Source organism: Phytopseudomonas dryadis (genome assembly GCF_004327355.1).
GTDB lineage: Bacteria > Pseudomonadota > Gammaproteobacteria > Pseudomonadales > Pseudomonadaceae > Aquipseudomonas > Aquipseudomonas dryadis.
In genome coordinates this window covers 181,386-202,593 of sequence record NZ_QJUM01000007.1, presented here as the reverse complement: position 1 = coordinate 202,593, position 21,208 = coordinate 181,386, and the positions used below count along the sequence as shown (strand labels likewise).

At 65.6% G+C, this 21,208-nt stretch carries 19 protein-coding genes; 15 read left to right on the top strand and 4 right to left on the bottom strand.

What is annotated here, in order from left to right:
* Positions 1-660 precede the first annotated feature (660 nt).
* From DNK34_RS08385 to DNK34_RS08375, 3 genes are read right to left on the bottom strand one after another with little or no spacing between them, the layout of a single operon-like run.
* Positions 661-1,422: a DnaJ domain-containing protein gene (locus DNK34_RS08385; protein WP_131173189.1), complete on the bottom strand. Its 762-nt coding sequence runs from the start codon at positions 1,420-1,422 to the stop codon at positions 661-663.
* Between the two features lies 1 nt (position 1,423).
* The gene (gene murU, locus DNK34_RS08380) at positions 1,424-2,095 is read right to left on the bottom strand and encodes an N-acetylmuramate alpha-1-phosphate uridylyltransferase MurU (protein WP_131173190.1); all 672 of its coding nucleotides are present in this window, start codon (positions 2,093-2,095) and stop codon (positions 1,424-1,426) included.
* Positions 2,092-3,117, bottom strand: a complete 1,026-nt coding sequence (locus tag DNK34_RS08375) for an aminoglycoside phosphotransferase family protein (RefSeq protein ID WP_131173191.1) — start codon at positions 3,115-3,117, stop codon at positions 2,092-2,094. Before DNK34_RS08375 ends, murU begins: the two co-directional genes overlap by 4 nt.
* Positions 3,118-3,241: 124 nt before the next feature.
* Here DNK34_RS08375 and DNK34_RS08370 point away from each other — a divergent pair, with 124 nt between their 5' ends.
* From DNK34_RS08370 to glpE, 7 genes are all read left to right on the top strand, one after another.
* A complete protein-coding gene (locus DNK34_RS08370) occupies positions 3,242-6,007 on the top strand; it encodes an LPS-assembly protein LptD (RefSeq protein WP_131173192.1) in 2,766 nt (921 codons plus the stop codon).
* Positions 5,982-7,280 carry a peptidylprolyl isomerase gene (locus DNK34_RS08365; protein WP_131173193.1) on the top strand — a complete coding sequence of 433 codons (1,299 nt, stop codon included), beginning with the start codon at positions 5,982-5,984 and terminating at the stop codon, positions 7,278-7,280. Before DNK34_RS08370 ends, DNK34_RS08365 begins: the two co-directional genes overlap by 26 nt.
* 100 nt (positions 7,281-7,380) lie before the next feature.
* Positions 7,381-8,391, top strand: a complete 1,011-nt coding sequence (gene pdxA, locus DNK34_RS08360; protein ID WP_131173194.1) for a 4-hydroxythreonine-4-phosphate dehydrogenase PdxA — start codon at positions 7,381-7,383, stop codon at positions 8,389-8,391.
* Between the two features lie 108 nt (positions 8,392-8,499).
* Positions 8,500-9,306, top strand: a complete 807-nt coding sequence (rsmA, locus tag DNK34_RS08355; RefSeq protein ID WP_131173195.1) for a 16S rRNA (adenine(1518)-N(6)/adenine(1519)-N(6))-dimethyltransferase RsmA — start codon at positions 8,500-8,502, stop codon at positions 9,304-9,306.
* Between the two features lie 14 nt (positions 9,307-9,320).
* Positions 9,321-9,701, top strand: a complete 381-nt coding sequence (apaG, locus tag DNK34_RS08350; protein WP_131173196.1) for a Co2+/Mg2+ efflux protein ApaG — start codon at positions 9,321-9,323, stop codon at positions 9,699-9,701.
* Positions 9,701-10,522, top strand: coding sequence for a symmetrical bis(5'-nucleosyl)-tetraphosphatase (locus tag DNK34_RS08345; protein ID WP_131173197.1), 822 nt, complete (start codon positions 9,701-9,703; stop codon positions 10,520-10,522). The genes apaG and DNK34_RS08345 overlap by 1 nt, the downstream gene beginning before the upstream one ends.
* Positions 10,519-10,848: a thiosulfate sulfurtransferase GlpE gene (gene glpE, locus DNK34_RS08340; RefSeq protein WP_131173198.1), complete on the top strand. Its 330-nt coding sequence runs from the start codon at positions 10,519-10,521 to the stop codon at positions 10,846-10,848. Before DNK34_RS08345 ends, glpE begins: the two co-directional genes overlap by 4 nt.
* 74 nt (positions 10,849-10,922) lie before the next feature.
* Here glpE and DNK34_RS08335 read toward each other — a convergent pair whose 3' ends face one another.
* Positions 10,923-11,813 (bottom strand): LysR family transcriptional regulator, encoded by an 891-nt coding sequence (locus DNK34_RS08335; RefSeq protein ID WP_131173199.1) that lies wholly within the window; start codon positions 11,811-11,813, stop codon positions 10,923-10,925.
* A 107-nt stretch (positions 11,814-11,920) separates the two neighbouring features.
* Between DNK34_RS08335 and DNK34_RS08330 the strand changes: the two genes are divergently transcribed.
* From DNK34_RS08330 to DNK34_RS08295, 8 genes are all read left to right on the top strand, one after another.
* Positions 11,921-12,118, top strand: coding sequence for a hypothetical protein (locus DNK34_RS08330; protein WP_131173200.1), 198 nt, complete (start codon positions 11,921-11,923; stop codon positions 12,116-12,118).
* Between the two features lie 37 nt (positions 12,119-12,155).
* Complete coding sequence (locus DNK34_RS08325; RefSeq protein ID WP_131173201.1) at positions 12,156-12,875, top strand: SDR family oxidoreductase; 720 nt, start codon at positions 12,156-12,158, stop codon at positions 12,873-12,875.
* Between the two features lie 92 nt (positions 12,876-12,967).
* Complete coding sequence (locus DNK34_RS08320) at positions 12,968-13,771, top strand: SDR family NAD(P)-dependent oxidoreductase (RefSeq protein ID WP_131173202.1); 804 nt, start codon at positions 12,968-12,970, stop codon at positions 13,769-13,771.
* A 47-nt stretch (positions 13,772-13,818) separates the two neighbouring features.
* Positions 13,819-14,577, top strand: coding sequence for a putative quinol monooxygenase (locus DNK34_RS08315; RefSeq protein ID WP_131173203.1), 759 nt, complete (start codon positions 13,819-13,821; stop codon positions 14,575-14,577).
* Positions 14,578-14,722: 145 nt separating this feature from the next.
* The gene (locus tag DNK34_RS08310) at positions 14,723-15,781 is read left to right on the top strand and encodes an SDR family oxidoreductase (protein WP_242675290.1); all 1,059 of its coding nucleotides are present in this window, start codon (positions 14,723-14,725) and stop codon (positions 15,779-15,781) included.
* A gap of 560 nt (positions 15,782-16,341) precedes the next feature.
* Positions 16,342-18,264 (top strand): PrkA family serine protein kinase, encoded by a 1,923-nt coding sequence (locus tag DNK34_RS08305; protein WP_131173204.1) that lies wholly within the window; start codon positions 16,342-16,344, stop codon positions 18,262-18,264.
* Positions 18,265-18,358: 94 nt separating this feature from the next.
* Complete coding sequence (locus tag DNK34_RS08300) at positions 18,359-19,630, top strand: YeaH/YhbH family protein (RefSeq protein ID WP_131173205.1); 1,272 nt, start codon at positions 18,359-18,361, stop codon at positions 19,628-19,630.
* Complete coding sequence (locus DNK34_RS08295; RefSeq protein WP_131173206.1) at positions 19,627-21,198, top strand: SpoVR family protein; 1,572 nt, start codon at positions 19,627-19,629, stop codon at positions 21,196-21,198. Before DNK34_RS08300 ends, DNK34_RS08295 begins: the two co-directional genes overlap by 4 nt.
* The last annotated feature ends 10 nt before the right edge of the window (positions 21,199-21,208 follow it).

Sequence of the window (21,208 nt, the reverse complement as noted above, 5' to 3'; positions counted from 1 at the left end):
ATGCAGTTGGAGGCTTTCGAGGCGGTCAGCGATAATCCGCAGGCCAAGCTGTCGGCCGTGATCAACTAAACGGCAAACTCAAGTGGCCGAAGCCATGATGAGTTACACCACTTCCAGGGGCACGATCGCACGCCAGGGCTGACAGGTAGGAGCGTCGACCTCGGCGCGATGCGATGGCGGCCATGCCGCAAGAATCGCACTATGACCACGATTCGCCGCGAGGTCGCGGCTCCTACCCAAGTGGGACCATTCCGCGCGCTTGTTGTTGAATCCCGGGGATTAGCCCGTAGCCCGGGTTGAGCGCAGCGATACCCGGAGGCTGTGAATCGGCTGCCCTGGGCTACGCCTTCGGCTAACCCAGGCTACACGCTGCAAGCAGGGCTGACAGGTAGGAGCGTCGACCTCGGCGCGATGCGATGGCGGCCATGCCGCAAGAATCGCACTATGGCCACGATTCGCCGCGAGGCCGCGGCTCCTACCCAAGTGGGGCCATTCCGCGCGCTTGTTGCTGAATCCCGGGGATTAGCCCGTAGCCCGGGTTGAGCGCAGCGATACCCGGAGGTCGTGAATCGGCTGCCCTGGGTTACGCCTTCGGCTAACCACCCAGGCTACACAAGCCCGCTTGAAGCTTGAGGCTTGCAGCTTGCAGCTTCCCTCCCCCTAACGAAAACCGCGGCGCTGGCGAATCAGGGCGTAGGCGTTGCGCAGCTCGCGGGTGGTTTCGGTGGCCTCGCGCACCCGCTCGGGGCTGGCGCCGCTACCGGCCAGCTTGTCCGGATGGTGGCGGCTGAGCAGGCGTCGGTAAGCGCGCTTGATCTGCCCCGGCTCGCTGTCGGCGGAAACGCCGAGCAGCCGCAGGGCCTGCTGATAACTGTCGCCCGATGAGCTCGGCGGCCCGCGACGTGGCGCGTAGGCGGCGCTGAAGGTCTCCTGGGTGGCGCTGGGCACCTGCAACCAGGTGCCCCACAACAGGATCAGCTCCCGCTCGTCCTGGCCAACCTCGGCGTCCGCCCAGGCCATCCGCCAGCAGGCGCGCAACAGGGCTTCGCCATCATGGCGACGGCGCAGCAGGGGCCCGCGCAGATTGTCCCGGCCGGTCTTGCCGCGGTCGAAAGCGGCGATGGCGCGTCCCTTGTCGGCCTCGTTCAGGGCCAGGCGCTGCATCTCCGCACGGGCCTGGCGGATGTGCGCCTGCTGCACCCGCCCGCCACTCTTGGCCAGACGTCCGAGCATGACGAACAGCAACTCGTCGTCCCGGGGCGCCGCGCGGCCACCCAGGCGCTCGCGCAGGGCGGCCCAGCTGCGAATGCCCAGGCGCCGGTCGATCACCTGGCCGAGCAAGCCGCCGAGCAAGGCACCGGGAATGCTCGCCAGGGCGAAACCGGCGGCGGCGCCGACCAGGGTCGCCAGGGGCCAGAGCATCTCAGCGCCCGCCCACGAGCAGGCGCTCGACGTCGGCCAGGCGCTCATGGGTGCCGACATCGACCCAGCGACCGCGGAAGTGCTCGCCGCTGACCAGCCCGGCGGCCATGGCCTTGCGCAGCAACGGCGCCAGCTTGAAGGCACCCGGCCGACAGCCTTCGAACAGCGCCGCGGCGAGGACGGCGATACCACTGTAGGTGAGGCTGTCGAGCGCACCCGCGGCGTCGCTGAGCAGCCCGGCCTGCAGGCGGAAGTCGCCTTGCGGGTGATGCGCCGGATTGTCCACCAGCACCAGATGGGCCAGCCCGGCCAGCGGCTGGCGCAGGCGGGCGAAGTCGTAGTCGCAGAAGATATCGCCGTTGACCACCAGGAACGGCTCGTCGCCCAGGAGCGGCAACGCCTGGAAGATCCCGCCACCGGTCTCCAGCGGCTCACCTTCGGCCGAATAGCGGATGCTCACGCCGAAACGTTCGCCACTGCCCAGGTAATCCTCGATTTGCTGGCCGAGCCAGGCGTGGTTGATCACCAGCTCGTCGAAACCCGCGGCGGCCAGGGCACGTATGTGGTATTCGATCAGCGGCACGCCAGCGGCGCGCACCAGCGGCTTGGGCGTATGCAGGGTCAGGGGGCGCAAGCGTTCGCCCTTGCCCGCGGCGAGGATCATGGCCTTCATCGGGCCTCCCGGGCGGATGCCTGCAGGCCGCTGAGCAACTCACCCAGCTCGGCCAGTTCGGGTCGACGCGCCAGCACGGCGTCTATATAGGCGAAGAAGCGCGGCACGTCGGCCAGATAGCGCGGCTTGCCGTCACGGTGGCAGATGCGCGCGAAGATGCCGATGACCTTGAGGTGGCGCTGCACCCCCATCAGGTCACTGGCCCGCAGGAAATCCTCGAGATCGTCGTGAACGGCGATGCCCGCCTCCCGCGCCTGCCGCCAATACGCCTCCAGCCAGGCCCGCACCCGCGCCTCGGGCCAACTGAGGAAGGCATCCTTGAACAGGCAGGTGACGTCGTAGCTGACCGGGCCGTATACGGCATCCTGGAAATCCAGCACGCCCGGATTGGGCTCGCTGAGCATCAGGTTGCGCGGCATATAGTCGCGGTGAACCAGCACCTTGGGCTGTGCCAGGGCGCTGTCGATCAGCCGGGTGCAGATGCGCGCCCAGGCCGCCTGCTGGGCGGCATTGAGCTCGCACCCCAGTTCGCGGCGGACATACCACTCGGGAAACAATTGCAGCTCGCGGCGCAACAGCGCCTCGTCGTAGTGCGGCAACGGCGCATCCATCGGCAGCCGCTGATACGCCAACAACGCCTGCAGGGCATCGGCGAACAGGCCGTCGGCATTGTCGCCGTTTATCACCTCCAGGTAGGTCTGCCGCCCCAAATCGCTGAGCAGCAGGAAGCCCTGTTCGAGATCGGCGGCGAAGACGCGCGGCACATTGATATCGGCGCGCGCCAGCAATTCGGCGACCGCGACGAACGGACGGCAATTCTCCTGCGGCGGCGGCGCATCCATCACGATCAGGCTGCGGCCGCCGCCCTGCCAGCGGAAATAACGGCGAAAACTGGCGTCGCTGCTGGCGGGGGTCAGGGTCGACTCGGGCACCTCGCCCCACCGCTGCGCGGCGAACAGGGCCGCCAGTTGCGGCGCGAGCCACTGTTGCAGACACTGCAGGCGTACATCTTCATCAGGCATTACAAGGGTCTCCGACGGCGCTAGCCGTTGCGCGGGTCATGCTTTATTATCCAGCATCTTTTTCAGCCCATCGAGAGGCGTGCGGCCCCTGGGCCAAAAGCGCACAGGAAGCCCGGAAAACAAGATGGCAGTAAAATACCCCGCTTTTCGTAAGAAATTCCCACTTTTGGTAACGGGCGGCCTGCTGGCCCTGCAACCCCTTACCGGTCAATTCGCCACCGCCGCCGAACAGTACGACTGTCAGGTGTCCGCCACCGGCGGCTGGGCCTGCGCGCCGAAAAGCAGCAATGCCAATCTGCCTGCACGGCCGGTGCGCAGCGGCACGGCCGTCAGCTCGACGGCGAGCACCGCCGCCACCGAGCGTGAGAGCAAGGCGCCTGCGCCGACCCTGGTCACCGAAAGCGGCGGTCGTGCGCTGGCCTCACGCAGCGCCGATTACAGCCACCTGGACTGGGTGCCGCGCGAGCAACTGACCAGCGCGCAACTGGCCGAGATCGGCCCCTCCTGCTCGGGCGCCTATATCGAACCGACGCGCCCCGGCATGAACGACACCACGCCGATGAGCGAAGCGCCGATGTTCGTGTCGGCCCGGGCCTCGCGCTATCAGCAGGAAGAGCAGATCGCCACCCTCGCCGGCGACGTGGTGGTGCGCCAGGCCGGCATGCAGGTCGAGGCCGACGAGGCCAACCTGCACCAGACGGAGAACCGTGGCGAGCTGGTCGGCAACGTGCGCCTGCGCGACAAGGGCGCCCTGGTCGTCGGCGATCGCGCCGAACTGCAGCTCGACAATGGCGAAGCCAAGATCGACAACGCCGAGTACGTGCTGCACCAGGGCCACGTGCGTGGCAGCGCGCTCTACGCCAAACGCGAAGAAACCGCGATCATCCGCCTCAAGGATGGCACCTACACCAGTTGCGAACCGGGCAGCAACGCCTGGCACCTGAGGGGGAACAACGTCACCCTGAACCCGGCCACCGGTTTCGGCACGGCGACCAACGTCACCCTGCGGGTCAAGGATTTCCCGGTGTTCTATACGCCGTACATCTACTTCCCGATCGACGACCGTCGCCAGTCCGGCTTCCTGCCGCCCAGTTTCGGCAGCTCCAGCGACAACGGCCTGACCATTCAGACGCCTTACTACTTCAACCTGGCGCCGAACTTCGACGCCACCCTGTATCCGACCTACATGAGCGACCGCGGTCTGCTGCTCGAAGGCGAGTTCCGCTACCTGACCAGAAGCAGCGAAGGCCAACTCGGCGCGGCCTACCTGGACGACAGCAACGACGACCGCAAGCTGCAATCGGACTACAAGGATCAGCGCTGGCTCTACAGCTGGCAGCACAAGCAGGGCCTCGACGAGCGCCTGCTGGCCGAAGTCGACTACACCGACATCAGCGATCCTTATTACTTCCAGGATCTGAACACCGACCTGGGGATCGACGCGCCCAGCTACGTCAACCAACGCGGCACCCTGACCTATCGCGGCGACAGCTACACCGCGCGGCTCAATGCCCATGCCTACGAGTTGGCCAACATCACCGACGTGACGCCCTACAACCGCTTGCCGCAGATCACCCTGGACGGCAAGCTGCCGTTCCAGCCCGGGGGCCTGAACTTCACCTATGGCACCGAACTGGTCAGGTTCGACCGCGACCTGCGCAGCGGCAACTTCATCAACGAAGATGGTGTCGCCGAAGGCCTCTGGTACGACGCCCGCTTGCGAGGCCTGGCACGCGCCAATGGTACCCGCATGCACGTCGAGCCGGCGGTGAGCCTGCCGCTGGACTGGAGCTGGGGCTTCCTCAAGCCCCAGGTCAAGTACCTGCAGACCAACTACGACCTGGATCTCGACCAGCAGGGCAAGGACAGCCTGCTCGCCGAGCAGGAATACAGCAGCAGCCAGAACCGCGGTGTCGGCATCCTCAGCGTCGACAGCGGCCTGTATTTCGACCGCAACACCTCTCTGTTCGGTCGTGATGCGCGTCAGACCCTCGAACCACGCCTGTTCTACCTCTATGTGCCCGAGGAAGACCAGACCGATATTCCGGTGTTCGATACCGGCGAAAGCACCTTCAGCTACTCCTCGCTGTGGCGCGAGAACCGCTTCTCCGGCAAGGATCGCATCGGTGACGAGAACCGTCTGTCGCTGGGCGTGACCAGCCGCTGGATCGAGCCCAACGGTTTCGAGCGTCAGCGCTTCAGCATCGGCCAGGCCTTCTACTTCGAAGACCGCAAGGTACAGATGCCGGGTATCGACTACCGAGACCGTGCCGACGCGCAATCCTCGGTCTCGCCCTACGCCCTAGAATACATGTACCGCTACAATCAGGACTGGCGCTTCAGCTCGGACTTCAACTGGGACCCGGATACCCATCGCACCCGCTCCGGCAGTGCCATGTTCCACTACCAGCCGGCCGACAATCCACGCAAGATCGTCAACGCTGGCTACCGCTACCGGAACGACACCATCCGTTTCGACCAGAGCACTGGTACCTGGGGCTTTGGCAGCGACTACGGTACGCCGGGCACCGACACCTACATCAAGGACTACTACAAGATCAGCCAGCACGACTTCTCGGTCATTTGGCCGCTCGGCCCGCAATGGAGCGTGATTTCCCGCTGGCAGTACGACTACGGACGCAACCGTACCCTGGAGGCCTTCGGCGGCTTCGAGTACGACAGCTGCTGCTGGAAGCTGCGCGTGATCAATCGCTACTGGATCGACTACGACGAGGTCAGCCTCAATCCCTCGCGCAACGACGAGCCGGATAACGGCATCTTCCTGCAGATCGTCCTCAAAGGCCTGGGCGGCGTGACTGGCAGCAACGTTGAGACATTCCTCGACCAAGGCATTCAAGGTTATCGTGAACGTGAAGATCAAGCTTTCTGAGTGTGTGCGCCCGCTGCTGCTGGGCGCACTGTTTCTGGGTACCGTGGCGCATGCCCAGGTACAGCCTCTCAACCGCGTGGTCGCGATCGTCGACAACGACGTGATCATGCAGAGCCAGCTCGACGCGCGCGTGCGCGAAGTGCAGCAGACCATCGCCAAGCGCGGCGCCGAAGTGCCCCCAGCCGATGCGCTCAACCAGCAGGTGCTGGAACGCCTGATCATCGAGAACATCCAGCTGCAGATGGGCGAGCGCTCCGGCATCCGCATCAGCGACGAAGAACTGAACCAGGCCATCACCACCATCGCCCAGCGCAACGGCATGAGCATCGAGCAGTTCCGCGACGCCCTGGCCCAGGATGGCCTGTCGTTCAACGACGCCCGTGACCAGGTCGCCCGCGAGATGGTCATCAGCCGCGTGCGCCAGCGCCGCGTGGCCGAACGCATCCAGGTCACCGATCAGGAAGTGAAGAACTTCCTCGCCTCCGACCTGGGCAAGATGCAATTGTCGGAAGAGTTCCACCTGGCCAACATCGTGGTCGCGGTGCCCGACGGCGCCTCGCCCGAAGCCATCCAGGCCGCCGAGCGCCAGGCCCAGGAGCTGTATCAGCAAGCGCGGCAAGGCGCGGACTTCGGCCAGTTGGCCATCGCCCACTCGGCCAGCGAAACCGCGCTGGAAGGTGGCGACATGGGCTGGCGCAAGGCCGCGCAACTGCCGCCGCCGTTCGACAGCATGGTCGGCGCCCTGGGAGTCGGCGACGTGACCGAGCCGATCCGCACCCCTGGCGGCTTCATCCTGCTCAAACTGCTGGAGAAGCGCGGTGGGGAAACCGCGGTACGCGATGAAGTGAACGTGCGCCACATCCTCATCAAGCCCAGCGAAATCCGCAGTGAAGCCGATACCCAGCGCCTGGCCGAACGCCTCTACCAGCGTATCGAGGCCGGGGAAGACTTCGCCGAGCTGGCGAAGAGCTTCTCCGAAGACCCGGGTTCGGCCCTCAATGGCGGCAGCCTGAGCTGGATCGACCCCAACGCCCTGGTACCCGAGTTCCGCGAAGTGATGAACAACACCGCCAGCGGCGAGGTGTCCAAACCGTTCAAGAGCCCGTTCGGCTGGCATGTCCTGCAGGTCATGGGGCGTCGCGCCACCGACAGCAGCGAGCAGTTCCGCGAGCAACAGGCGCTGAATCTGCTGCGCAATCGCAAGTACGAGGAAGAGTTGCAGACCTGGCTGCGCCAGATCCGCGACGAAGCCTACGTCGAAACCAAAATCTAGCGGCGAGCTGTAAGCCTCAAGCGACAAGCCGGATAAGCGTTCAGCTCATCCGGCGCCTGGCTCACACTCTCGTGGCTTGCAGCCTGAGGCTTGAAGCTCCATGTCCCTGCGTTTCGCCCTGACGCCCGGTGAGCCGGCCGGTATCGGTCCGGATCTGTGCCTGCTACTGGCCCGCGAGCAGCAGGCCCAAACGCTGATCGCCATCGCCAGCGCGGCCCTGCTGCGCGAGCGTTCGATGCAACTGGGGCTGGACATCGCGCTGATCGAAACCGGCCCCGGACGCTGGCCACAGCACCCCGCCCCCGCCGGCAGCCTGTACCTGTGGGATACCCCACTGAGCAAGGCGGTGACTGCCGGCCAGCTCGATCCGGCCAACGCCGCCTATGTGCTGCAAACCCTGACCCGCGCCGGACAAGGCTGCCTGGATGGCGATTTCGCCGGCATGATCACCGCCCCCGTGCACAAGGGCGTGATCAACGAGGCCGGCATCGCCTTCTCCGGGCATACCGAGTTCCTCGCCGAGCTGACCCGCAGCGAACAGGTGGTGATGCTGCTGGCCACCCGCGGCCTGCGCGTGGCCCTGGTGACCACCCACCTGCCGCTCAAGGATGTCGCCGCGGCGATCACGGCCGAACGCCTGAGCCGGGTCGCGCGCATCCTGCATGCCGACCTGCAGGACAAGTTCGGCATCGCCGAGCCGCGCATCCTGGTGTGCGGGCTCAACCCCCACGCCGGCGAGGGTGGCCACCTCGGGCGCGAGGAAATCGACGTGATCGAGCCCGCCCTGGAGCGCCTGCGCGCGCAAGGCCTGAACCTGGTCGGGCCGCTGCCCGCCGACACCCTGTTCACCCCCAAGCATCTCGAGCGCTGCGACGCGGTGCTGGCGATGTACCACGATCAGGGCCTGCCCGTGCTCAAGTACAAAGGCTTCGGCGCGGCGGTCAACGTGACCCTGGGCCTGCCGATCATCCGCACCTCGGTCGACCATGGCACGGCGCTGGACCTGGCCGGCACGGGACGCATCGACAGCGGCAGCCTGCAGGTCGCCCTGGAAACCGCCTACGAAATGGCCCAGGGCAGCCGCAAGCTGCAAGCGACAAGCCACAAGTAGAAGCGCTGCAGCGGCGCAGGCACGTTCCCTGCTAAACTCCGGGTTTTCGTCATATCGCTTTACGCTCTTGCTTGACGCTTGCAGCTTGAAGCTTGGAGCTGCTCCTCGATGTCCGAGCCTTACCAACACCGTGCGCGCAAGCGTTTCGGCCAGAATTTTCTGCACGACGCCGGCGTGATCCATCGCATACTGCGGGCCATCCACGCCCGCGAAGGCGAGCACCTGCTGGAAATCGGCCCGGGCCAGGGCGCGCTCACCGAGGGCCTGCTGCACAGCGGCGCGCAACTCGATGTGATCGAACTGGATCTCGACCTGATCCCCATCCTGCAGGACAAGTTCGGCAACCAGCCCCGTTTTCGCCTGAACCAGGGCGATGCCCTGAAGTTCGACTTCGACCGCCTGCAGGCCGAACCGCGCAGCCTGCGCGTGGTCGGCAACCTGCCGTACAACATTTCCACGCCCCTGATCTTCCACCTGCTGAGCAACGCCCACCTGATCCGTGACATGCACTTCATGCTGCAGAAGGAAGTGGTCGAGCGCCTGGCCGCCGGCCCCGGGGGTGGCGACTGGGGCCGCCTGTCGATCATGGTGCAGTACCATTGCCAGGTGGAACACCTGTTCAATGTCGGCCCCGGCGCGTTCAACCCGCCACCCAAGGTCGACTCGGCCATCGTGCGCCTGACCCCCCATGCGTCGTTGCCGCATCCGGCCAAGGATCATCACCTGCTCGAACGCGTGGTACGCGAAGCCTTCAACCAGCGGCGCAAGACCCTGCGCAACACGCTCAAGGCCCTGCTGCCGGCCACGGCCATCGAGGCCGCGGAAGTCGACGGCAGCCTGCGCCCCGAACAACTGGATCTGGCCGCCTTCGTGCGCCTGGCCGACCAACTGGCCGAACACGCCGTTACCACCTGACCCGCCGAGTGCCTATGACCGCCCCCCGTTACCAGATCGATGTCAGCGTCGTCACCCGTTACCTGCCGGAGCAGTCGCAACCGGAGCAGAGCCGTTTCGCCTTCGCCTACAACGTGACCATCGTCAACAACGGCCAGGTGCCGGCACAACTGCTGTCGCGCCACTGGCTGATCACCGATGGCAACGGGCAGGTGCAGGAAGTACGCGGTGCCGGCGTGGTCGGTGAACAACCGCTGATAGCGCCGGGGACCAGCCACAGCTACAGCAGCGGCACCCTGATGGCGACCCAGGTCGGCACCATGCAGGGCAGTTACCAGATGCTCGCCGAAGACGGCATACGCTTCGACGCGCCCATCGCCCCGTTCCGCCTGGCCGTGCCGGGTGCCCTGCACTGATGGCGACCTATGCGGTGGGCGACCTGCAAGGCTGCCTGAAACCTCTGCAATGCCTGTTGCAGCGCGTGGCCTTCGACCCGCAGCGCGATCACCTGTGGCTGGTCGGCGACCTGATCAACCGCGGTCCCGAATCCCTGGAAACCCTGCGTTACCTCTATCGCATCCGGCAGTCCGTGACCTGCGTGCTGGGCAACCACGACCTGCATCTGCTGGCCGTTTCACGCAATATCGAGCGTCTCAAGCGTGGCGATACACTGCAGGAAATCCTCGACGCCCCGGACCGCGAAGACCTGCTCGACTGGCTGCGTCGGCAGAAGCTTCTGCATTACGATGAGAAGCGTGCCATCGCCCTGGTGCATGCCGGCATCCCGCCGCAATGGACAATCGCCAAGGCACTCAAACGGGCTGCCGAGGTCGAGCAGGCGTTGCGCGACGACGCCCTGTTCCCGATGTTCCTCGATGGCATGTACGGCAATGAACCGGCCCGCTGGGACAAGGATCTGAAAGGCGTGGCGCGGCTGCGCGTGATCACCAACTACTTCACCCGCATGCGTTTCTGCAAGGCCGATGGCACCCTGGACCTGAAGAGCAAGGAAGGCGCCGGCTCGGCGCCCGTCGGCTACGCGCCCTGGTTCGCCCACAAGCAGCGCAAGACCCGCGGCCAGAAGATCATCTTCGGCCACTGGGCAGCCCTGGAAGGCCGCTGCAACGAGCCCGGCCTGTTCGCCCTGGACACCGGTTGCGTATGGGGCGGAGCCATGACCTTATTGAACGTCGACAGCGGCGAACGTCACCGCTGCACCTGCGAGGAGAGCCCATGAGCGATTTCAAACGCATCCCACCGCAACAGGCCCAGGCGCTGCGCGAGAACGGTGCCGCGGTGGTCGATGTCCGCGACCCGCAGAGCTTCGCGGCCGGCCATATCGCCGGCTCGCAGCATCTGGACAACCATTCCCTGGCCGACTTCATCGCCCGCGCCGACCTCGATCAGCCGTTGATCGTCGCCTGCTACCACGGCAACTCCAGCCAGGGCGCCGCGGCCTACCTGGTCGGCCAGGGCTTCTCCGAGGTCTACAGCCTCGACGGCGGCTACGAACTCTGGCGCGCGACCTATCCGCAAGAGACGGCATCCGGGCCGGCCGAGTAAACGGCCGGGCCGCCTGTTGGGCGGCCACGGTGCCGCATCGCCCCCCGCCCGCCGGGAAAGGCACGACACATGCCCTACCCTGGCCCGACCAGATGCGCGGCCAGATAATCGAGGAAGGTGCGCACCCGGGGAGCCAGATGGCGGCTGTGCGGGTAGACCGCATGCAAGGGCGCGGCGGGAATCGGGTAGTCGGCCAGTACCTGCACCAGCCGTCCCGCCTGCAGATCCTCGGCCACGTCCCAGATGGACTTGCGCGCGATGCCGTGTCCCTCCAGCGCCCAGCGATGCACGGTCTCGCCATCGTTGGCCGCCAGCCGCGGAACGAGGCGCACCGTCACCGGCTCCTCGCCCTCGAAACGCCAGTCGGCCTGCGCCTGCAGCCCGATGTGCAGGCAGCTGTGGGCGAGCAGGTCGGTCGGATGGCGCGGAACTGCGTGGCGCTGCAGGTAGGCCGGAGAAGCGCATAGCACGCGATGGTTGGGCGCCAATGGCCGCGAAATGTACGACGAATCGTCCAGCCCGCCGAAGCGGATGGCCACGTCCGTGCCCGACTCCACCAGGTCGAGCAAGGTGTCGGTGAGGTCGAGCTGCGTGTGCAGGCCGGGATGCAGGGCACTGAAATTCGCCAGCAAGGGGGCGATTCGCCGCCGCCCCAGCGCAAGCGGTGCGGTCACCTTGAGATTCCCCGACACGGTCGCGCTCTGCCGCGACAGTTGCTGCTCGACCTGCTCCAGGTCGGCCAGCACCTGCACGGCACGCCGGTAGAGCAATTCGCCTTCCTCCGTCAGCGACTGGCGCCGCGTGGTCCGCTGCAGCAATCGCACGCCCAGGCCAGCCTCCAGATTGCGGAGCCTGCGGCTTGCCGCCGGCAGGCTGATCCCGGCCGCGCGCGCCGCCGCGGACAGCGAACCGGCGTCCACCACGCTGACGAACAAGCGCAACAGCGCGAGATCATCGATCGCCATATTTATTACCTAAAAAGACAATAGATCATTAACGAAATCCGCAATTATTAACACCGGCAACCACTATAGACTGTTTCACAAGCCTTTTCCGCCCAAGGAGTGCGCATATGCCGTCCCGACGTCACGTCTTCCCAGGCCTTGCCCTGGCTTGCACGAGCCGCGAACGCCTGGCAGCGATCGACCTGCGCGCTTCGGGTCGGGAAGGCCTGCCCTGGCGCCTGACCGAGGCCACCAACGGGGCCAGCGGCGGCATCGCCGGCGGGCCGAGTACGCAAGTGCCGTTCGCATCGCGCGCCAGCGTGTAGCGCCCTTCCCATCCAACACGCAACTGGAGCAAGCAGCATGACGCATTCCTTTTCCGGACAACGCGTCCTGGCCATCGGTGGCAGCTCGGGCATCGGCGAGGCCGTCGCCAGGGCGTTCGCCAGCGCCGGTGCGCAGGTCACCATCGCCTCGCGCAGCCAGGCCAAACTGGACACCGCCGCCGGCAGGATCGGCCACGGCGTGCAGACGGCGGTCCTGGATACCGCCGATGACACGGCGGTCGAGGCCTTCTTCGCACGCGCCGCCAGCTTCGACCACATCGTCGTCAGCGCCGCGCAGACGCCCGGCGGCCCGGTGCGCGAACTGCCGCTGGAGGACGCCTACCAGGCCATGCAGAGCAAGTTCTGGGGCGCCTACCGGGTAGCGCGTGCGGCGAAAATCAACGCGCGCGGGACGCTGACCTTCATCTCCGGCTTCCTCAGCGTACGCCCGGGCAACTGGGTACTGCAGGGCGCGATCAACGCCGCGCTGGAATCGCTGGGCCGCGGCCTGGCGCTGGAGCTGGCGCCGCAGAAGGTCCGCGTCAACAGCGTTTCGCCGGGCATGATCGCCACCCCGCTCTGGAACGGAATGGACGAAGCCGCACGCCAGGCCATGTACGACAAGGCGGCGAGCACATTGCCCGCCCGCGTGATGGGCCAGCCCGAGGACATCGCCAATGCGGTGCTGTTCCTCGCCTCGACCCCCTATGCGACCGGCTCGACCGTGCTGGTGGACGGCGGCGGGGCGATCGCATGAGCGACAGCCGCCGCGCTCCTGGCGCCTGCGCCGGTCGGGCGCCGTCCGCTTCGCGCTGAGGTCCCATCGCCCATCTGAAAGGAGAACCGTCCATGTACATCGATCTTTCCACCAAGACCGCACTGGTCACCGCGTCCACCGGCGGCATCGGCCTGGCCATCGCACGCGGCCTGGCGGCCAGCGGCGCGCGCGTGGTGCTCAATGGCCGCAGCCAGTCCAGCATCGAGCGCGCCCGCACGCGCCTGTTGCACGAAGTGGCGGACGCACGCATCGAGGGCGTGGCCGCCGACCTCTCCGACGCCGCCGGCGCCGACCGGCTGTTGCAGGGCCTGGCGGCGATCGGCGACATCGACATCCTGGTCAACAACGCCGGCATCTATGAACCGGGCGATTTCTTCGAGACCGGGGACGCCGTCTGGGAGCGCCACTGGCAGACCAACGTGCTGTCCGGCGTCCGTCTGTCGCGGGCGCTGCTGCCGGGTCTGGTCGAACGCGGCTGGGGCCGGGTGGTGTTCATCTCCTCGGAGTCGGCGCGCAACATCCCGGCCGACATGATCCACTACGGCGTCAGCAAGACCGCCCTGCTGGCGCTGTCGCGCGGCCTGGCCAAGCGCGTGGCCGGCAGCGGCGTCACCGTCAACGCGGTGCTGCCCGGTCCCACGGTCTCCGACGGCTTCGTCGCCATGCTCGAGGGCGAGGCCGAACGCAGCGGCAAATCCATCGACGAACTCGGCCGCGAGTTCGTGCTCAGCCATCGCCCCAGCTCCGTGATCCAGCGTCCGGCCACGGTCGAGGAAGTCGCCAACCTGGTCGTCTATGTCGCCTCGCCGCAGGCCTCCGCCACCTCCGGTGCGGCATTGCGTGTCGATGGCGGTGTCGTCGACGACATCCTGTAATCCGCACATCCCCCCTGTCCTTCCGGCCCCATCCCAGGAGATTGCCCATGCCCGGATTCCCCCACCTCCCCACCCTGGCCGCCGCGACCTCGTTCGCCCTGCTGGCAGCCTGCTCCGGTTCGGAGCGCAGCAATGGCGCCAGCCAGGCACCGGCCGGCGCCGCCGCAACCCAGGACATCGCCCTGTTCGGCAGCATCGCCTTGCCGCCTGACACCTACGACGACTTCGTTGCCGTCCTCGACACCAACGTCCGCTCCTCGCGCCAGGAACCGGGCAACGTGTCCTTCGAAGTGTTCCGCCCGGAGGACGGTTCGCCGACGCTGCTGCTGTTCGAACGCTGGAAGGACCAGGCCGCCATCGACACGCACATGCAGCAGCCGAACCTCAAGGCGGTGATCGCGGCGCTGCAGTCCAGCGGCGCCGACGCCTCGGAAACGCAGCACCTGGTCGAGGTGCTGCCTTCCGGCGCCGCCAGCCGCCGCGCGCCCAGCGATCCGGCGACCTCGCGCGACGTGCTGGTGGTGCTGAAGGTCAAGCCCGAGGCCGAGGAGACCTTCCTGCAGGCCTGGCGCGACGTGTTCCCGCACGCGCGGGCGGCGCCCGGCAACGCGGTGTTCGAGATCTACCGCGACCTCGACACACCCCAGACCTATGTACTGATCGAACGCTGGGACAGTGCCGAACAGCATGAGGCGCACCTGGCCCAGCCGTACTCGCTGGCCTTGGACGAGGTGCTGCCGGACACGCTGGCCGGCCCGATCGTCAACGGCGAGAGCCGCTTCCTCGCCCACGGCGTGCTCGACTGACGGGCACCCGTTGACCGCTGGAGACACTCGACAACGCTGGCCGGCCCGGCCTTGCACCCGCCACGGGTGAAGGTCCGCCGGCCGGAGCTCGCCCCCGAGACGCCGTGACCGGGGCTTCCGGTCTTCGCACAGACGAGAATCCCTCATGAGACTGAACGAGAAGAAGCAAGCGCTGGTGGCCGGTGGCCTGGGCGTGATCGGCCGCAACCTGGTCGCCTACCTGGCGCAGCAGCCGGACTGGGAGGTGCTGGGACTGTCGCGGCGCGCCGCGCCGGACGGCACGCCCGGACGCCACCTGCAGGTGGACCTGCTCGACCCGGCCGAGACCCGCGCCAGGCTCGCCGGCCTGGAGGGCATCACCCATGTGTTCCACGCCGCCTACCAGGAGCACGACGATCCGCAGGCGCTCGTCGACGCCAACCTCGGCATGCTGCGCAACCTGGTGGAAACGGTGTCGGCCACCTCGCCATCGCTGCGGCGCGTGGTGCTGTACCAGGGCGCCAAGTACTACGGCGCGCACCTGGGCGCCTTCAAGACCCCGGCCCACGAGGACGATCCGCGGCACATGCCGCCGAACTTCTACTACGACATGCAGGACTGGCTGCTCGGCGCCGCCGAAGGCCGCCCGTGGGACGCGCTGGTGCTGCGCCCGGACGTGGTCTGCGGCTTCGCCATCGGCAACCCGATGAACCTGGCGATGGTGATCGCGGTGTACGCCAGCATCAGCAAGGCCCTGGGCCTGCCGCTGCGTTTCCCCGGCACCGCCACCTGCTACGGCAAGCTCGCCCAGGTGACCGACGCGGCGCAGCTCGCGCGCGGGTCGCTGTGGGCGGCCAGCGAGGGCCGCGGCGGCGAGGCCTACAACCTGACCAACGGCGACCTGTTCCGCTGGCACCAGATCTGGCATGCGATCGCGCGCTGGTTCGACATGGAGGTCGGCGAGCCGCAGACCATCCCGCTGGCGCAGTTCATGGCCGACAAGGCGCCGCTGTGGCAGTCGCTGGTGCAGCGCCACGGCCTGCAGCCGGTGCCCTACGAGCAGATCGCCGCCTGGGGCTTCGGCGACTTCATCTGGCGCTGCGACTGGGACGTGATCTCCAGCACCACCAAGATCCGCCAGGAGGGTTTCCACGACGTGGTCGACAGCACGCAGATGTTCCTGCGCCTGTTCGACGAATTCCGCGCCCGCAGGGTCATTCCATGAGTGTGGCCGGCGACCGATCCTCGCCGGCACGTTCACGGGCGGAATCGGCAGGAAAAGAAAAATGCTCGGCGGCTCTTATTCGGCGTCGCGCCGCGACGGCCCGCAGGGGCTGCGCCGGGGACGATGGCTTGCAACAAAAAAAATCCGCGCCAGCAAGTCCGCGCCAATACTGGGCTTGCCGCCCCTCGGGGTCTCCGCAGGCCATCGTTGTCACGGATTTGCGCCTTGACCTTGCCGATTCCGAACTATCCTTACCCTGGGCTATCCAAAATCAGGTAGAGCCGGCCAACCGGCCGTACGGGCCATCGGTAACAACCTTCAGCATCCGGTAAGAACACACGGCGAGCGGCCATGGGCAAAACGCAGTCGGGGGCGCCATGTACACGATGTACATGCGGGGCTCGCTCCCGGAGCTGCTGACTCATCGATTGGCCAGACGCAGTGGGTTCTGACCGGCTGCCAGGTGTTCGGGGGATTCATCTCGGCAGCGCAAGCGCCGGGCTAGCAAGCACCCGCTCGACCGATCCCGGCCGGCTCCCAGCATCGAGCGAGGTGAAGTCATGAGCATTTTCAGTCACTTCCAACAACGTTTCGAGGCGACCCGCCAGGAGGAGTACTCGCTGCAGGAGTACCTCGAACTGTGCAAGACGGATCGCAGCGCCTACGCCAGTGCCTCGGAGAGGTTGCTGATGGCGATCGGCGAGCCGGAACTGCTCGATACGTCGCATACCCCCCGCCTGTCGCGGATCTTCTCCAACAAGGTGATCCGTCGCTACCCCGCCTTCGCCGACTTCCACGGCATGGAAGAGTGCATCGAGCAGATCGTGTCCTACTTCCGCCACGCGGCCCAGGGGCTGGAGGAGAAGAAACAGATCCTCTACCTGCTCGGCCCGGTCGGCGGAGGCAAATCGTCGCTGGCGGAAAAACTCAAGCAGTTGATGGAGAAGGTGCCCTTCTACGCCATCAAGGGCTCGCCGGTATTCGAGTCGCCGCTGGGGCTGTTCAACGCCGCCGAGGATGCGGCGATCCTCGAAGAGGACTACGGCATCCCGCGCCGCTACCTGGGCAGCATCATGTCGCCCTGGGCGAGCAAGCGCCTGGCCGAGTTCGGCGGTGACATCAGCCAGTTCCGCGTGGTCAAGCTCTACCCCTCGATCCTCAATCAGATCGCCATCGCCAAGACCGAACCGGGCGACGAGAACAACCAGGACATTTCCGCCCTGGTGGGCAAGGTGGATATCCGCAAGCTGGAGGAGTTCCCGCAGAACGACGCCGACGCCTACAGCTACTCCGGGGCGCTGTGCCGGGCCAACCAGGGCCTGATGGAATTCGTCGAGATGTTCAAGGCACCGATCAAGGTGCTGCACCCGCTGCTGACCGCCACTCAGGAGGGCAACTACAACAGCACCGAAGGCCTGGGGGCGATTCCCTACAGCGGCATCCTGCTGGCCCACTCCAACGAATCGGAGTGGCACAGCTTCCGCAACAACAAGAACAACGAAGCCTTCATCGACCGTATCTACATCGTCAAGGTGCCCTACTGCCTGCGCGTCAGCGACGAGGTGAAGATCTACGACAAACTGCTGGTCAACAGCTCCCTGGCCCACGCCCACTGCGCACCGGACACGCTGAAGATGCTCGCCCAGTTCTCCACCCTGTCGCGCCTCAAGGAGCCGGAGAACTCCAATATCTACTCGAAGATGCGCGTGTACGACGGCGAGAACCTCAAGGACACCGATCCCAAGGCCAAGTCGATCCAGGAATACCGCGACTCGGCGGGGGTCGACGAGGGCATGAACGGCCTGTCCACCCGCTTCGCCTTCAAGATCCTCTCCAAGGTGTTCAACTTCGACCCCCACGAGGTCGCCGCCAACCCGGTGCACCTGCTCTACGTGCTGGAGCAGCAGATCGAACAGGAACAGTTCCCCGCCGAGGTCAGGGAGCGCTATCTGCGCTTCATCAAGGAGTACCTGGCGCCGCGTTACATCGAGTTCATCGGCAAGGAAATCCAGACCGCATACCTGGAGTCCTACAGCGAATACGGGCAGAACATCTTCGACCGCTACGTGCTGTATGCGGACTTCTGGATCCAGGATCAGGAATACCGCGACCCGGAAACCGGTGAAATCCTCAACCGCGTGGCCCTCAACGAGGAACTGGAGAAGATCGAGAAACCGGCCGGCATCAGCAATCCGAAGGATTTCCGCAACGAGATCGTCAACTTCGTGCTGCGCGCCCGGGCCAACAACAACGGCAAGAACCCGACCTGGCTCAGCTACGAGAAACTACGCGTGGTGATCGAGAAGAAGATGTTCTCCAACACCGAGGATCTGCTGCCGGTCATCAGCTTCAACGCCAAGGCGAGCAAGGAGGACCAACAGAAACACAACGACTTCGTCACCCGCATGGTCGAGCGCGGCTATACCGACAAACAGGTGCGCCTGCTGTCCGAATGGTACTTGCGCGTACGTAAATCGCAGTAACCCAAAAGCCGCTAAAGGCTAGAGGCCGGAAGCTGGACGAAAAAGCGACACCTCGTCCAGCCTCCAGCCTCTAGCCTCAGCCCGGAGGGCTCGTATGAGTTACGTGATCGACCGTCGCCTGAACGGCAAGAACAAGAGCACGGTGAACCGCCAGCGGTTCATCCGGCGCTACCGTGATCACATCAAGAAGGCCGTCGAGGAGGCCGTGAGCCGGCGCTCCATCACCGACATGGAGCATGGCGAGCAGATCAGCATTCCCGGTCGCGATATCGACGAGCCGGTGCTGCACCATGGCCGCGGCGGCAAACAGACCGTCGTCCACCCCGGCAACAAGGAGTTCGTCGCCGGCGAACGCATTCCGCGGCCCCAGGGCGGCGGTGGCGGACAGGGCGCCGGCAAGGCGAGCAACTCCGGCGAAGGCATGGACGAGTTCGTGTTCCAGATCACCCAGGAGGAGTTCCTCGACTTCATGTTCGAGGATCTGGAGTTGCCTAACCTGGTCAAGCGCCACCTGACCGGCACCGACACCTTCAAGACCGTGCGCGCCGGCATCAGCAGCGAAGGCAATCCGTCCCGCATCAACATCATCCGCACCCTGCGTTCGGCTCACGCCCGGCGTATCGCCCTGTCCGGCAGCAGCCGCGCCAAACTGCGCGAGGCCAAGGCCGAGCTGGAGCGCCTGCGCCGTGAGGAGCCGGACAACTTCGGCGATATCCAGACCATGGAAGCGGAGATCGAGCGGCTCAGCGCGCGCATTCACCGGGTGCCCTTCCTCGACACCTTCGACCTCAAGTACAACCTGCTGGTCAAGCACCCCAACCCCAGCTCCAAGGCGGTGATGTTCTGCCTGATGGACGTGTCCGGCTCCATGACCCAGGCGACCAAGGACGTGGCCAAGCGCTTCTTCATCCTGCTGTACCTGTTCCTCAAGCGTAACTACGACAAGATCGACGTGGTCTTCATCCGCCACCACACCAGCGCCCGGGAAGTCGACGAGGAGGAGTTCTTCTATTCCCGGGAAACCGGCGGCACCATCGTCTCCAGCGCGCTGAAGATGATGCAGGAGATCATGGCCGAGCGTTACCCGGTCAACGAATGGAACATCTATGGCGCCCAGGCCTCCGACGGCGACAACTGGAACGACGATTCGCCGGTATGCCGGGACATCCTGATCAAGCAGATCATGCCGTTCGTGCAATACTTCACCTACGTCGAAATCACCCCGCGCGAACACCAGGCCCTGTGGTTCGAGTACGAACGGGTCGCCGAAGCCTTCGCCGACACCTTCGCCCAGCAGCAACTGGTGTCCGCCGGCGACATCTACCCGGTATTCCGCGAACTGTTCCAGCGGAGGCTCACGACATGACCAGCCGCGCCAGCCACAAGAAGCGCCAGCCCCTCTCCACCGGCTCGGAATGGACCTTCGAGCTGATCCGCGACTACGACCGGGAAATCAGCCGCATCGCCGAGCGCTATGCCCTGGATACCTACCCCAACCAGATCGAGGTGATCACCGCCGAACAGATGATGGACGCCTACGCCTCCGTGGGCATGCCCCTGGGCTACCATCACTGGTCGTACGGCAAGCATTTCCTCAGCACGGAGAAATCCTACAGCCGCGGGCAGATGGGCCTGGCCTACGAGATCGTGATCAACTCCGACCCGTGCATCGCCTACCTGATGGAAGAGAACACCATCACCATGCAGGCCCTGGTGATCGCCCATGCCTGCTACGGGCACAACAGCTTCTTCAAGGGCAACTACCTGTTCCGCACCTGGACCGACGCCAGTTCGATCATCGATTACCTGGTGTTCGCCAAGCAGTACATCATGCAGTGCGAAGAGCGCCACGGCATCGACGCGGTGGAAGACCTGCTCGACTCCTGCCATGCCCTGATGAACTACGGCGTCGATCGCTACAAGCGCCCCTACCCCATCTCGGCGGAAGAGGAACGGCGCCGGCAGAAGGACCGCGAAGAACACCTGCAACGGCAGATCAACGACCTCTGGCGCACCATTCCCAAGAGCGCCAGCAAGGGTGGCGAGCAGGACAACAAGCGCTTTCCCGCCGAGCCCCAGGAGAACATCCTGTACTTCCTGGAGAAGCACGCGCCGCTGCTGGAGCCCTGGCAGCGGGAAATCATCCGTATCGTGCGCAAGATCGCCCAGTACTTCTACCCGCAACGCCAGACCCAGGTGATGAACGAAGGCTGGGCGACCTTCTGGCACTACACCCTGATGAACGACCTGTACGACGAAGGGCTGGTCACCGACGGCTTCATGATGGAATTCCTCCAGTCGCACACCAGCGTGGTGTTCCAGCCGGCGTTCGACAGCCCCTACTACAGCGGTATCAATCCCTACGCCCTGGGCTTCGCCATGTACCGCGACATCCGCCGCATCTGCGAGGACCCCACCGAGGAAGACAAGCGCTGGTTTCCCGACATCGCCGGCAGCGACTGGCTGAGCACCTTGAAGTTCGCCATGACCAGTTTCAAGGACGAAAGCTTCATCCTGCAGTACCTGTCGCCCAAGGTGATCCGCGATCTCAAGCTGTTCAGCATCGTCGACGACGACCAGAAGGACGAACTGAGCGTTCCCGCCATCCATGACGAACCCGGCTACCGCAGCATCCGCGAGACCCTGGCGGCGCAGTACAACCTGGGCAACCGCGAACCCAACGTGCAGATCTGGAACATCGACCGCCGCGGCGACCGCTCCCTGACCCTGCGCCACTTCCAGCACGACCGCAAACCGCTGGGCGGCTCCACCGAAGAGGTGCTCAAGCACCTGCACCGCCTGTGGGGCTTCGACATCCACCTGCAGACCCTGCAGGGCGAGCAGGTGGTCAACACCCAGCACGTACCGCCGAAAAGCGATGCCCCGTCGGACGGCGAGTATCCCCGGCTGGATCTGCACATCCCGCCGCTCTGAGGCCGTCATC